Source organism: Maribacter arenosus, assembly GCF_014610845.1.
Classification (GTDB): Bacteria; Bacteroidota; Bacteroidia; order Flavobacteriales; family Flavobacteriaceae; genus Maribacter_A; species Maribacter_A arenosus.
The window spans coordinates 456,327-468,737 of record NZ_JABTCG010000001.1; the positions used below are offsets into that span (position 1 = coordinate 456,327).

The following is a 12,411-nucleotide window of genomic DNA, read 5'->3' on the forward strand; positions in this document are numbered from 1 at the left end:
TCAGTTAATGAATGACTATAAAAGCTTAAAGGTTTGGGAAAAGGGAATGGAATTGGTTGAAAAGGTATACCACCTGGCGAATGAAATACCCGATGATGAAAAATTTGGATTAATATCACAAATCAAAAGATGTAGCGTTTCAATACCTTCAAATATTGCGGAGGGGGCAAGTAGAAATTCCAAAAATGAGTTCAAACATTTTTTAAGTGTTGCAAATGGTTCTACAGCTGAACTTGAAACACAATTACTGCTTGTAGAACGATTAAACTTTGCAAACAAGGACACGGTCAATGAAATAATGCAAATGTGTAGTGAAATAAAAAAGATGAATTTTTCACTTCAAAAGAGCATTAAATAATCACTTTGTATTGTGTGTATGGACTTAATACTCCTTACTCAATACTATTAACATATTAATATGCGTATCATACCGGCAATAGATATTATAGAAGGGAAATGTGTTCGACTTTCAAAAGGCGATTATGCCACAAAAAAGATCTATAATGAAAGCCCTTTGGAAGTTGCCAAGGAATTTGAGGCCCATGGTATCAAATATTTACATTTAGTGGATTTGGATGGTGCAAAATCAAAGCATATTGTTAATCATAAGGTGTTGGAGCAAATAGCCGTCCAAACCAAACTAAACATTGATTTTGGAGGTGGATTAAAGCAAGATGAAGATTTGAGGATAGCTTTTGAAAGTGGGGCCAAACAAGTTACAGGAGGTAGTATTGCTGTTAAGAACAAAGAAGTATTTTTAGGATGGCTAAAACAATACGGGGCCGACAAAATAATTTTAGGTGCAGACGCCAAGGATGAAAAAGTCGCGGTTTCCGGTTGGTTGGAGGAGTCGAAAGAAGATTTGGTGCCTTTTATCCAGGGGTATCAAAAAAATGGAATTGCATATGTCATTTGCACCGATATCAGCAAGGATGGAATGTTAGAAGGGCCTTCTTTTGAGCTATACCATAGAATATTGAACAAGGCCCCTAATTTAAAATTGATCGCCTCAGGCGGTATCTCTACCTTTGATGAACTACCCAAACTGGCAGAAATGGGCTGCGAAGGTACTATTATCGGTAAGGCCATTTATGAAAATAGGATTCGCTTAAAACAGTTGGAAGATTATATATTATCCGTGTGATTATGGAAGAAAAAATTAGAGAAGAATTTGTTCAAAATTCCCTATACCGACTAGATGAGAATATGCGGATGAATTTCATTTCGCTGAAACATCTTTCCGATGAAGATATTTGGAAACGTCCCAACGAATCACTGAACAGTATCGGTAATCTGATTTTGCATATTTGTGGCAATATGACCCAATATGTAATTGCCTCTTTGGGTGGTACAGAAGATATTCGGGAGCGCGATGTTGAATTCACCGTTGAATCTGGCTATACCAAGAAAGAGTTGCTTCAAAAATTAGCTGATACCGTAGAAGCGGCCAAAAGAGTCATCAATGATGCCAAGGTAGACCAACTCGTCAGAAAACGCGAAGTTCAAGGGTTCTATTTTTCGGGAATTGGTGTCGTTCTGCACGCGGTTGAGCATTATTCCTATCATACCGGACAAATTGCCTTTTGGGTAAAACAAGTAAAGAATATGGATTTGGGCTTTTATGATGGCCAAGATCTTAACGTTAAAAATTCAGATTAGGGTGTTAGCAAAAAGAATAATTCCTTGTTTGGATATCAAAGATGGCCGAACTGTAAAGGGTATCAATTTCGTTGATTTACGTGATGCTGGTGATCCTGTTGAGCTCGCGGAAATATATAGCAAGGAAGGCGCAGACGAACTCGTTTTTTTAGATATTTCCGCTACGGAACAAAAAAGGAAGACGCTGGCGGAGTTGGTATACCATGTTGCCGAAAAAGTGAATATCCCTTTTACAGTAGGGGGAGGTATTTCATCAGTTGAAGATGTAGACATATTGCTTCATAATGGTGCGGACAAGGTTTCCATCAATTCCTCTGCTGTAAAGAACCCTCAATTGATCAATGATCTGGTAGCTAAATTCGGTTCACAATGCATCGTTGTAGCCATTGATGCCAAGGAAATCGACGGGGAATGGAACGTTCATTTGGTAGGAGGGAAGGTGCCTACGGAAATCAGACTTTTTGAATGGGCCAAAGAGGTGGAAGAACGTGGGGCGGGTGAAATACTGTTTACCTCCATGAACCATGATGGCACTAAAAATGGTTTTGCCAATGAAGCCTTGGCAAAATTGTCGTCAGAAGTAAATATTCCTATTATTGCTTCTGGTGGCGCTGGGAACATACAGCATTTCGCGGATACTTTCATCGAAGGAAAAGCCGATGCAGCCTTGGCTGCCAGTGTTTTTCATTTTAAGGAAATAGAAATAAAGGAATTAAAAAAGGAACTCAGAAAAAAAGGAATCCCGGTAAGATTATAGTTAACTATATGCATGGATATTCTTGAAATTCATTGGGTTAAAACATAAATTATGGAGATTAATTTCAATAAGAATAACGACGGACTCATTCCCGCTATCATTCAAGATGTAAATACCAAGAACGTTTTAATGTTGGGATATATGAACGAAGAGGCCTATAAAAAGACCATCGAAACTAAAAAAGTCACATTCTTTAGTCGTACCAAGCAACGATTATGGACAAAGGGTGAGGAAAGTGGTAATTTCCTTGATCTTGTAAACATAAAAAACGACTGTGACAATGATACGCTCTTGATTTCGGTACATCCTTCAGGACCAACCTGTCATAAAGGAACCGACACCTGTTGGAATGAAGAGAATACTCAAGGATTTGGGTTTTTATCCCATCTTGAAGATGTTATTTCTGACAGGAAAGTTAATCAGGACAACTCAAAAAGCTACGTAGCTTCGCTGTTTAGAAGTGGGATCAATAAAGTGGCCCAAAAAGTGGGTGAGGAAGCGGTAGAAGTCGTCATTGAGGCCAAGGATTATAATGATGAACTGTTTTTAAATGAAAGTGCAGATCTTCTTTTCCATTATTTAATTCTGTTACAAGCCAAAGAGTATCTATTGAATGATGTGGTGGAAGTTTTAAAAGGAAGACATAAATAGCGGTAATCCTAAAGATTTTGTTGGGATTAGCAAGTTAAGTTTTTCTAAAAACGATTTGCCTTCTTCTTAAATACCTTAATTTTATAGTATGGCTATGAATTTAAGAAAAGGGTTTCGTTTTACTACCTACGAAGCACCAGGACAATCCCCTTTTGAAAAGCTCTTTGATATTTTCCAAGAGCTCATCACCCATACTTCTGGGGATTTCGATGAGGCCATCGATTGGTTGCGCGAGTTGGATAAAGAATACGAACTTACCGATGAGAACTATACCATAGACGATTTTATCGAAGATTTAAAAGCCAAGGGATACATCCGGGAGGAATTTGAAGATGGAGGAGGGCAAGGTGACGGAGAAGAGGGCGGTTCTGGAGTTATATCCATTACGGCCAAAATGGAACGCATTATTCGACGACGCGCCCTTGATCAGATTTTCGGAAAATTAAAGCGCAAAGGGGCGGGTAACCATAGAACGAACAAAGCGGGTCAGGGCGATGAACATACCGGTGATTTCAGGGAATACCGATATGGCGACGGATTAGAGCATATTTCTATGACCGAAAGCTTGAAAAATGCCCAAATAAATAATGGTGTGGGCGACTTTTCATTGACCGAGGATGATTTGGTCGTAGAAGACACCCATTTCAAGGCCCAAATGAGCACGGTGTTGATGATCGATATTAGCCATAGTATGATTTTGTATGGCGAAGATCGTATCACCCCTGCTAAAAAAGTGGCAATGGCCTTGGCCGAGTTGATTACCACGCGCTATCCCAAAGATACGTTGGATATATTAGTGTTCGGTAACGATGCTTGGCCGATTCCAATTAAGGATCTTCCTTATTTAAAAGTGGGGCCATACCACACAAATACGGTTGCTGGACTGCAATTGGCCATGGATATGCTCCGGAGAAAGCGAAATACCAACAAACAGATTTTCATGATTACCGATGGTAAACCCAGTTGTCTGCGTTTACCGGATGGTACCTACTATAAAAACAGTGTAGGTCTTGATGATTATATTGTAGAAAAATGTTACAATATGGCAAGTCAGGCAAGAAAGCTTCATATTCCCATAACCACATTCATGATTGCACAAGACCCTTATTTAAGACAATTTATACGATATTTTACCGAGGCGAATAAGGGCAAGGCATTTTTTACAGGATTGAGCGATTTGGGTGAAATGATCTTTGAGGATTATGAAGCCAATAGGAGAAAAAGATTAAAAGGATAGAACAGTAACGCGTTATTCCTGTGAAAATAGGAATTTGAAAAAAATATATGAACTTGAAAAAAGAAAAAATCACAACCCTTGGTTCACTTAAAAAAGCGGGCTATAGGTCCCAAGGCATCAAGGACGAACTCCGTAACAACCTGCGCGGAAAAATTATAAAAGGGGAAGAATCCTTTTTAGGCGTTTGGGGTTATGAGAATTCCGTGGTACCGGAATTGGAACGCGCCATTCTATCGCGTCATAATATCAATTTATTGGGGTTACGGGGTCAGGCCAAAACAAGATTGGCCCGTTTAATGGTGAACTTGTTGGATGAATGGATACCTATAGTAGAAGGTTCCGAGATAAATGATGACCCCATGAATCCCATATCGAGATACGCGCGGGAATTAATCAAGGAAAAAGGTGATGATACGCCAATCGCATGGCTCCATCGTAACGAACGATTTTATGAAAAACTGGCCACGCCCGATGTTACCGTGGCGGACTTGATCGGCGATGTAGATCCTATAAAAGCCGCGAACCTAAAACTTTCCTATGCGGATGATCGGGTAATTCATTTTGGAATGATCCCACGTGCCAATCGCTGCATTTTTGTTATTAATGAATTGCCAGACCTTCAGTCAAGAATACAAGTCTCACTTTTTAATATTCTTGAAGAGGGCGATATTCAAATTAGGGGATTCAAGCTTAGGTTACCCCTCGATTTACAGTTTGTATTTACGGCAAACCCAGAGGATTATACCAATCGCGGTAGTATAGTAACTCCGTTAAAGGATAGAATAGGATCACAAATTTTAACCCATTACCCTGATGATATCCCAACGGCTAGGAAGATAACGGAGCAGGAATCCCGTTTGGATAAAATCCAAGTAGAGGCCGTTTATGTTCCTGAAATCGCAAAGGATATATTGGAACAGATCAGTTTTGAGGCCCGTAATAGTGAGTATGTAGACACGAAAAGTGGAGTAAGTGCACGAACCAGTATCACGGCATTTGAAAACCTAATGAGCACTGCGGAGCGTAGGGCATTAATTTCTGGGGCGGACAAAACAACAGTAAGACTAAGCGATTTCCTTGGGGTAATCCCTTCGATTACCGGGAAGATTGAATTGGTTTATGAAGGTGAGCAGGAGGGGGCGGATGCAATTGCCGGTATACTGATCGATGAAGCTGTAAAATCTATATTTCCTGAATACTTTCCTAAAATCGAAAAACTGGAACGCAAAGATGCCCAAGGCCCATATGATGAATTGATTTCCTGGTTTTTTGAAAGTGAAGGTTTTGAGCTTTTGGATGACTACACGGATGCAGAATATAGGAGAGCACTGGATCGTATTCCACCTTTGAATAAACTAATTAAGGAGCATCTTCCGGAAATTTCAAAAACCGATGGCTATTTTTTCAAAGAGTTGCTTCTTTGGGGCTTAGTGGCCCATAAAAAATTGAGTAAACATCGATTTTCAGAAGGTTTTCAATTTAAAGATCTCTATGGTAGTTTTATCAGTGGCCTTTAAAAAAAGGGATGTTCAATTCCTAGTAAAAATCATCACACTTGATAGGCGGGTAGATTAAAAATAAAGGAAGTACCTTCTTTTGGCTTGCTCATCACGGTAATAGTCGTCCCATGCAAATCCATTATTTTCTTGACAATGGCCAATGCCGTTCTAAGGTCATGGGAAACAGGTATGGGCGTAGATCAGGCTCCCTTTCAATCAGGACCGAATACGGATGCTACAGATGAAAACAACTTATCAGACGTGTAATGTAATTTAATGATGTTCAATTTGGAAAGCGACCCATACATTCCGAGGAAGGGGTTGCCAGGAATCCCGATGTCAGGGGAGGGTATAATTTGGTGTACCTTGCTGTCGAAACGAATTAAAATCCACCTAACTGATTTTATAAAAAAACCCTTGAAACATCGAAATGAGTCAAGGGCTTTTTAAGTAATCTGAATATTTTAAGTTATTCCCAAGAGTCTATCCCATCATCAAGCTTATTGAAATTATAAGAACCTATTTTATCTTTCCGATGCTTAAATGTAATCAAGGTAAGTAACAGTAGCATTATATATAAAAATAAAATCAGTATCCCTAAAGGTAGAAATGTGGCAGGAATAACATGACTTTCGAAATTGGAATAACTAAATAATATGGAAACCGTGTTGAACAATCGATAGACGTAAATCAAAAAGATGACATAAAGGGCATATTCCAGGTTTCTCATTTGAGGATCAGCGATTTCATCTTCCTTGATTTTAAACCACATAGCGTACAAGAAGGTGAAATGTACGAGGGTCAAGATTGGAAATATATAATTGTCGAATTTAAAGAAATAGAATTTATTGGTAAAAAGTCCATAAAAACTGAATACGTTCAATAATACCAAGACGATTAATGAAAACATAAGCGTGCTTTTCCATGTAAACAGTCGTAATATAAATTTCATACCAATATAATTTCGAGGCTTTGGGGAACCTTATTTCAAAATTAAAACGTCCGGGAATAATGAATGTTTAATTAAAATCGATGAACGGCATATAATGTTGACAAGCATAAAAAAAGTGTGGTAAAACAAGGTTATTATCGTACCACACTTCTTGTTTTATTTTCAATTATCAAGATAACCAGCCTTTATTCAGGGCCGATTTTGAAAATAATACTAAACCGATACCAATTACTATCACTATTATTGGCATCACAACCCCCTCTACTGTGCCATATACTTCGACAGCATTGGTCATAAAGAAAGAATATCCCATTTGGATCAAAATACCAATAAGGGAGACCACTAAAACGGGTTTGGCCCATTTCTTACGTAAAAGCAAACCTAAGCACCCCAATACACCACCCCAAACGGCGAACGCAAAAGCTGCGGTGGCCCATGCCGGCATGTTTTCCATCAATTCCATTCGTTCGGCAGGTAATGCCGCTTTAACTTCATCGGACATATACGCCTGCGATAAATAGGCCATGGCCCCCATCAAATTCCAGAGCAGTGCCACTACACTGACAATCCAGTACCACACGGGTACTTTTACTTTACCATCGTTTGTCATAATTACATGTTTAGTTGTTATACTAAATTAAAGTACAAAATTTATCGGAAATTGATTTAAGACGTATTTTTATTTCAAATTAGCACTGATGAACGAACAACGATTTTATTATGTTATTAATCTTCAGTATTTGGGATTTAGGTACAGTGGCTGGCAAAAACAACCGCATCAGAAGACTATCGAGGGAATGATATCCAAAACCTTGAAATTTACTTTGCCAGGTACTGGTTTTAAAATTTTAGGGGCCGGGCGAACCGATGCCAAAGTTTCAGCATTGGATAGTGCTTTTGAATTGTTTTTAGACAACCCCATAGAAGGGCTTGACGCATTCCTTGTCAAATTGAACAAGAACCTACCACCGGATATAAAAGCGATTTCTATTCGAGAAGTTGATGCCTCTTTTAATATCATTAAGGATGTAGGAGTAAAGGAGTATATTTATCTTTTTTCTTTCGGAAGTAAAAACCATCCGTTCTGCGCACCTTTTTTGGCCAATATTTTAGATGAACTTGATATCGAGGTGATGAAAGACGCTGCAAAATTGTTCGAAGGAGCACATGATTTTAGTGCCTATACGGTAAAATCCCAAAAAAATGCCAATGAACCCCGAAACATTGAAAGTTGTTATATAAAGGAAAACACTATTCTAAACGCCAATTTTTTCCCTGATAGTTCTTATGCACTAAAGGTTGTCGGTAAGGGTTTTATGCGCTACCAAATACGAATGATCATGGGGGCATTGATACAACTGGGAAAAGGGCATTTGTCCTTGATCGATATTAAAAAATCATTATCAGCACCAGATACTTTACAACTGACCAGTGTCGCCCCAGGTTCTGGGCTTTTATTGAATCGTATCGAATTTAGTTAAGCCCTAGTCTTTTATTACTTTTAGTATATTTATATAAATATCCCAATATGGCCAAAAAGAAAATTGTTACGAAACGACAATTCAAAAGACATAAAAAAGTAGGTAAAGCCCCTGGTACCATTACATATATGGGGCACCGGGATGCAACTGAAACAAAGGTTACCATCATTGAATATACCGATAGCTTTAATAAAGTACACTATCCTGGTGATATAGAGCAGATAGCAGCCCATAAGGACACGCCGACAACGTCGTGGGTCAATATCGTAGGATTAAGCGATGTGTCGTTTATTGAAAAAGTGGGTTCCCATTTCGGTCTTAATCCCTTAATACTTGAAGATATCGTAAACACCCAACAACGCCCGAAAATCGACGAATATGAAGATTATATTTTTGGTGCGTTCAAAATGCTATATGTCAATGAAAATAGCGAGTTGGTCAGCGAACATGTGGCAATGGTGCTCATGAAGAATTGCGTATTGGTTTTTCAAGAGCTCGATGATGATGTTTTTAATGGGGTACGGGAAAGGATAAGTGCTAAATCAGGTAGGATAAGGACAAGGGATTCCGATTATCTATTCTTTGCCCTGTTGGATTCGATCATTGATAATTATTTTGTTGTTTTGGAAAATGTGAGCCATAAGATAGAGGTTCTCGAAGAGGAGGTCTATGAAAACCCCAATCAAGAAGTCGCTCATAGAATTCAACTCCTGAAAAAGGAAGTACTCAAAATAAGACAATGGATTTATCCAGTAAAAGAGCTAGTCGGTAGATTGATCGATTCGGAAAGTGCTCTTATCAGCAAGGATACCAAGCTTTTTTTACGGGATGCGCTCGATCATTCGTACGAAATTAATGAGAGCTTACAAATATATCGCGAAATGGCGATGAGTTTAATGGAGATGTACATGAGTAACATGAGCAACAAAATGAATGAGGTAATGAAAGTTTTGACCATTATGGCTTCCATTTTTATCCCTTTAACCTTTATTGCCGGAATTTATGGTATGAACTTCGACCATATGCCCGAGTTGCACTGGGAACATGGTTATTATTTGGTTTGGGGCATCATGATTACTCTCTTTATCATTATGTTAATTTATTTTAAAAAGAAGCATTGGCTTTAAGCAAAAGGTTCGTTTTTAAATTAATCGAACAAATTTGAGGAAAGATACCGGTCACCCCGATCACAGATAATGGAGACAATGGTTCCCTTTTCTAATGATGCGGCTAATTTCAAAGCGGCAACGGTGGCTCCTCCACTGCTCATACCCGAAAAAACACCCTCTTCCTTGGCGAGTCTTTTGGCCATTTGCATGGCCTCTTCGGTACTCACTTCAATAACTTGGTCTACTTTTTTTGGATCGAAGATTTTTGGCAGGTACTCTACTGGCCATTTACGAATTCCTGGGATACTCGAATCGTCTGTCGGTTGTACCCCAACAATCTGGATCTTCTTATTCTGTTCTTTTAGGAATGTAGAAGTGCCCATGATAGTCCCTGTAGTTCCCATGGCCGAAACGAAATGGGTGATTTCCCCATGGGTATCGCGCCATATTTCAGGCCCTGTGGTTTTATAATGGGCCTTCCAATTATCCTCATTGGCAAATTGGTTCAGCATCAGATAACCTTCCTTCTTGACTTTGGCTTCGGCATAATCCCTAGCACCTTCAATCCCTATATCTGATGGGGTCAGGGTGACTTGGGCCCCATAAGCACGCATGGTCTGGACCCGTTCTTTGGTAGAATTCTCTGGCATGACCAATTCAATATCTAGTCCATAGATTCCCGCTATCATAGCTAAGGCTATACCCGTATTTCCACTAGTGGCTTCTATGAGTTTCGATTTTTTTGTAATGGAGCCTTTCTCCATTCCTTCTCGAATCATATTCAAGGCCGCTCGATCCTTTACACTTCCTCCAGGATTATGACCCTCCATCTTAAAAAGAAGTGTAACATTGGGGTTTGTGTTAAGTGTTTTGGATTCAATTAAAGGAGTGTTCCCGATAATATCGAGTATTGTTTTAGCCATTTATCTCTGTTTTTATTTTTATTTCAGGCGAATGAAAAACCTTTGAATTGGGAGGTACCGATTCCGTTACCCAAGCATTACCCCCAATAATACTATTGGCTCCTATAACGGTTTCACCCCCAAGGATAGTCGCATTGGCATAAATGGTAACATTATCCTCAATGGTCGGGTGTCTTTTGGTCTGTTTTAAATCCTTGGCAACGTACAAAGCCCCAAGCGTAACTCCCTGATAAATCTTTACATTGTCCTTTATTACTGCCGATTCCCCAATGACAACACCGGTGGCATGGTCTATGAAGAACGATTTTCCTATTTTGGCTCCAGGGTTAATGTCAACACCGGTCTTACTGTGGGCATATTCTGTCATAAGTCTGGGTACCAAGGGAAACCCTGCCTTATGCAGTTCATGGGACAACCTATAAATGGCAATGGCATAGAATCCGGGATAGGCCAAATAAACCTCTTCAATCGACATGGAAGCTGGGTCGCATTCGACAATGGCCTCGGCATCGAGGTTAAGACTTTCAAGTACGCCTGGCAAGGATTCCAAATACCCATTCCAGATTTTATTACAGGGTTTTTCGCATTCCCAACAGGCCAATTTGGCCAAAACTTCAAAATCTACTTTCAAGGCCTCTAGATTCTCATCCACAGGGGTGTCTATATCAAAAAGGGTATAAAAGAGCTGGTTCGTGAATAATTCCACCCTTTCCTTTAAGGCAAACCTTAGGTTCGGCTGTTTTTTGTGTTGTTTTATTTTTTCGATGATCGCTTTTTGGTCCATTTGGTTAAATTTCAAAATCTAAATTAATCATTATTTTAAAAGCAGTTTAATCCATTTGGTTAACTTTAGCTTAATAAACCATAGATGAGTCGTATGCAAAACGCAGTAATTACCAAAGAAGTGTTTTCTTTTTTAAAAGAATTGGAGCAGAACAATACCAGGGAGTGGTTTGCTGAACATAAAGATCGATTTAAGGAGCAAGAAGCAGGTGTAAAGCATTTTTTTTCCGTGGTAATGGAAAAAATGAAACAACATGATGATATCGAGAAAATGAAGATGTTCCGAATTTATAGGGATGTTCGTTTTTCCAAGAATAAATCGCCCTATAAAACCCATTTGGCGGGATCATACAGTAGGGCAGGCGCAAGATTACGTGGAGGGTATTATATTCATCTTCAACCAGGGAACAGTTTTATTGCAACAGGGTTTTGGGAACCTAATAAAGAGGATTTGTTACGTATTCGAAAAGAGTTGGAATTGGATGCCACGGAATTCAAAAAGGTAATAAACCAAACATCTTTTAAGAAAATTTGGGGTAATCTTGAAGGCGATGAGGTAAAAACTGCCCCGAAGGGATTCAATAGAGAACATCCGAATATTGATCTTATCAAAAAGAAGCAATTTATTTTTGTTCGAAAATTTTCAGATAATGAAGTGGTTTCTAAAGATTTTTCCCAAATCGTAGATGACTCGTTTAAGGCCATTCGACCTTATTTTGATTTAATGAGCGATATACTTACTACGAATCTAAACGGGGAATCAATATTGGACTAGTGCCGGAACCTCAAAAACCTGCATTTGGTTTTTTAGTCGGTCGATGACCATGTGCATCATACGTTTGTTCAAGGCAGATGAGTTTTTAATGTAGGTTTCGTATTCTTCAACCGTAAGTTGCCCAATGATGATACCCTTGAGGGAGTTTCTGAATTTTATATCTTTTTGAATTGCATTTTCGATATAAGCTAGCCGATTTTCTAGGCTTAATTCATAGTATCGGTTTTTATGCTTGGTAATATAATTTTGAAAGACAGCCAGCAATAATTCGTTTTGTAATTTTATTATTGGGCGTAACGTTTTATTTTGAAATTGCTCCTCAAAACTCATTGATGGATTTACTTTGGCCGATAAAATTTCTGGACGAATTTGCAGAAGACCGTGTGATCTATCGCTCATGATACGAAGTTTTATTAAAGGTAGTTGTTTAAACCATTTTCTTTAAAGGCATCATTTATAGTTTTTAACGAGGTTATGAACAGAAAAGGCCATTGGTGGTTCGACCTATACCTTTTTTTTACACTATAAAATTCTAAGTACTGTCTAAAAATCCCTCAAAGGTCATTATATCGATTCCTTCCTTAG

At 38.8% G+C, this 12,411-nt stretch carries 16 protein-coding genes; 10 read left to right on the forward strand and 6 right to left on the reverse strand.

What is annotated here, in order from left to right:
* Nucleotides 1-7: 7 nt before the first annotated feature.
* The 7 genes from HPE63_RS02065 (at nucleotide 8) to HPE63_RS02095 (ending at nucleotide 5,821) form a co-directional block, all read left to right on the forward strand.
* Nucleotides 8-358 (forward strand): four helix bundle protein, encoded by a 351-nt coding sequence (locus HPE63_RS02065; RefSeq protein WP_188312563.1) that lies wholly within the window; start codon nucleotides 8-10, stop codon nucleotides 356-358.
* Nucleotides 359-418: 60 nt separating this feature from the next.
* Nucleotides 419-1,144 carry a 1-(5-phosphoribosyl)-5-[(5-phosphoribosylamino)methylideneamino]imidazole-4-carboxamide isomerase gene (gene hisA, locus HPE63_RS02070; RefSeq protein WP_188312564.1) on the forward strand — a complete coding sequence of 242 codons (726 nt, stop codon included), beginning with the start codon at nucleotides 419-421 and terminating at the stop codon, nucleotides 1,142-1,144.
* A 2-nt stretch (nucleotides 1,145-1,146) separates the two neighbouring features.
* Nucleotides 1,147-1,659 (forward strand): DinB family protein, encoded by a 513-nt coding sequence (locus HPE63_RS02075; RefSeq protein ID WP_188312565.1) that lies wholly within the window; start codon nucleotides 1,147-1,149, stop codon nucleotides 1,657-1,659.
* 1 nt (nucleotide 1,660) lies between these two features.
* Nucleotides 1,661-2,416, forward strand: coding sequence for an imidazole glycerol phosphate synthase subunit HisF (gene hisF, locus HPE63_RS02080; protein ID WP_188312566.1), 756 nt, complete (start codon nucleotides 1,661-1,663; stop codon nucleotides 2,414-2,416).
* A 51-nt stretch (nucleotides 2,417-2,467) separates the two neighbouring features.
* The gene (gene hisIE, locus HPE63_RS02085) at nucleotides 2,468-3,067 is read left to right on the forward strand and encodes a bifunctional phosphoribosyl-AMP cyclohydrolase/phosphoribosyl-ATP diphosphatase HisIE (RefSeq protein WP_188312567.1); all 600 of its coding nucleotides are present in this window, start codon (nucleotides 2,468-2,470) and stop codon (nucleotides 3,065-3,067) included.
* Between the two features lie 88 nt (nucleotides 3,068-3,155).
* Nucleotides 3,156-4,304, forward strand: coding sequence for a vWA domain-containing protein (locus tag HPE63_RS02090; RefSeq protein ID WP_188312568.1), 1,149 nt, complete (start codon nucleotides 3,156-3,158; stop codon nucleotides 4,302-4,304).
* Between the two features lie 47 nt (nucleotides 4,305-4,351).
* Complete coding sequence (locus HPE63_RS02095; RefSeq protein ID WP_188312569.1) at nucleotides 4,352-5,821, forward strand: AAA family ATPase; 1,470 nt, start codon at nucleotides 4,352-4,354, stop codon at nucleotides 5,819-5,821.
* A 32-nt stretch (nucleotides 5,822-5,853) separates the two neighbouring features.
* Here HPE63_RS02095 and HPE63_RS18625 read toward each other — a convergent pair whose 3' ends face one another.
* From HPE63_RS18625 to HPE63_RS02110, 3 genes are all read right to left on the reverse strand, one after another.
* Complete coding sequence (locus HPE63_RS18625; RefSeq protein WP_223198025.1) at nucleotides 5,854-5,964, reverse strand: ATP-binding protein; 111 nt, start codon at nucleotides 5,962-5,964, stop codon at nucleotides 5,854-5,856.
* Between the two features lie 308 nt (nucleotides 5,965-6,272).
* Nucleotides 6,273-6,755 carry a hypothetical protein gene (locus tag HPE63_RS02105; RefSeq protein ID WP_188312570.1) on the reverse strand — a complete coding sequence of 161 codons (483 nt, stop codon included), beginning with the start codon at nucleotides 6,753-6,755 and terminating at the stop codon, nucleotides 6,273-6,275.
* 169 nt (nucleotides 6,756-6,924) lie between these two features.
* On the reverse strand, nucleotides 6,925-7,365 hold the full coding sequence (locus HPE63_RS02110; RefSeq protein WP_188312571.1) for a hypothetical protein: 441 nt from the start codon (nucleotides 7,363-7,365) through the stop codon (nucleotides 6,925-6,927).
* 88 nt (nucleotides 7,366-7,453) lie between these two features.
* Between HPE63_RS02110 and HPE63_RS02115 the strand changes: the two genes are divergently transcribed.
* Nucleotides 7,454-8,236, forward strand: coding sequence for a tRNA pseudouridine synthase A (locus tag HPE63_RS02115; RefSeq protein WP_188312572.1), 783 nt, complete (start codon nucleotides 7,454-7,456; stop codon nucleotides 8,234-8,236).
* A gap of 47 nt (nucleotides 8,237-8,283) precedes the next feature.
* Nucleotides 8,284-9,363, forward strand: coding sequence for a magnesium/cobalt transporter CorA (gene corA, locus HPE63_RS02120; protein WP_188312573.1), 1,080 nt, complete (start codon nucleotides 8,284-8,286; stop codon nucleotides 9,361-9,363).
* Nucleotides 9,364-9,383: 20 nt separating this feature from the next.
* Here corA and cysM read toward each other — a convergent pair whose 3' ends face one another.
* Nucleotides 9,384-10,268 (reverse strand): cysteine synthase CysM, encoded by an 885-nt coding sequence (gene cysM, locus HPE63_RS02125; RefSeq protein WP_188312574.1) that lies wholly within the window; start codon nucleotides 10,266-10,268, stop codon nucleotides 9,384-9,386.
* Nucleotides 10,261-11,052: a serine O-acetyltransferase EpsC gene (epsC, locus tag HPE63_RS02130; protein ID WP_188312575.1), complete on the reverse strand. Its 792-nt coding sequence runs from the start codon at nucleotides 11,050-11,052 to the stop codon at nucleotides 10,261-10,263. Before epsC ends, cysM begins: the two co-directional genes overlap by 8 nt.
* 93 nt (nucleotides 11,053-11,145) lie before the next feature.
* Between epsC and HPE63_RS02135 the strand changes: the two genes are divergently transcribed.
* Complete coding sequence (locus HPE63_RS02135; RefSeq protein ID WP_188312576.1) at nucleotides 11,146-11,826, forward strand: DUF2461 domain-containing protein; 681 nt, start codon at nucleotides 11,146-11,148, stop codon at nucleotides 11,824-11,826.
* On the opposite strand, the gene HPE63_RS02140 is transcribed toward HPE63_RS02135, so the two are convergent.
* Nucleotides 11,812-12,225, reverse strand: a complete 414-nt coding sequence (locus tag HPE63_RS02140) for a glyoxalase (RefSeq protein ID WP_188312577.1) — start codon at nucleotides 12,223-12,225, stop codon at nucleotides 11,812-11,814. The genes HPE63_RS02135 and HPE63_RS02140 overlap by 15 nt on opposite strands.
* Nucleotides 12,226-12,411: the final 186 nt, after the last annotated feature.

Bases quoted from the DNA above. Each gene is read 5' to 3' on its own strand.
- HPE63_RS02135 (WP_188312576.1), top strand. From the start codon at position 11,146: ATGCAAAACGCAGTAATTACCAAAGAAGTGTTTTCTTTTTTAAAAGAA.
- corA (WP_188312573.1), top strand. From the start codon at position 8,284: ATGGCCAAAAAGAAAATTGTTACGAAACGACAATTCAAAAGACATAAA.
- HPE63_RS02110 (WP_188312571.1), bottom strand. From the start codon at position 7,365: ATGACAAACGATGGTAAAGTAAAAGTACCCGTGTGGTACTGGATTGTC.
- HPE63_RS02065 (WP_188312563.1), top strand. From the start codon at position 8: ATGAATGACTATAAAAGCTTAAAGGTTTGGGAAAAGGGAATGGAATTG.
- epsC (WP_188312575.1), bottom strand. From the start codon at position 11,052: ATGGACCAAAAAGCGATCATCGAAAAAATAAAACAACACAAAAAACAG.
- HPE63_RS02090 (WP_188312568.1), top strand. From the start codon at position 3,156: ATGGCTATGAATTTAAGAAAAGGGTTTCGTTTTACTACCTACGAAGCA.
- cysM (WP_188312574.1), bottom strand. From the start codon at position 10,268: ATGGCTAAAACAATACTCGATATTATCGGGAACACTCCTTTAATTGAA.
- HPE63_RS02115 (WP_188312572.1), top strand. From the start codon at position 7,454: ATGAACGAACAACGATTTTATTATGTTATTAATCTTCAGTATTTGGGA.
- HPE63_RS02140 (WP_188312577.1), bottom strand. From the start codon at position 12,225: ATGAGCGATAGATCACACGGTCTTCTGCAAATTCGTCCAGAAATTTTA.
- hisIE (WP_188312567.1), top strand. From the start codon at position 2,468: ATGGAGATTAATTTCAATAAGAATAACGACGGACTCATTCCCGCTATC.
- hisA (WP_188312564.1), top strand. From the start codon at position 419: ATGCGTATCATACCGGCAATAGATATTATAGAAGGGAAATGTGTTCGA.
- HPE63_RS02105 (WP_188312570.1), bottom strand. From the start codon at position 6,755: ATGAAATTTATATTACGACTGTTTACATGGAAAAGCACGCTTATGTTT.
- HPE63_RS02075 (WP_188312565.1), top strand. From the start codon at position 1,147: ATGGAAGAAAAAATTAGAGAAGAATTTGTTCAAAATTCCCTATACCGA.
- HPE63_RS02095 (WP_188312569.1), top strand. From the start codon at position 4,352: ATGAACTTGAAAAAAGAAAAAATCACAACCCTTGGTTCACTTAAAAAA.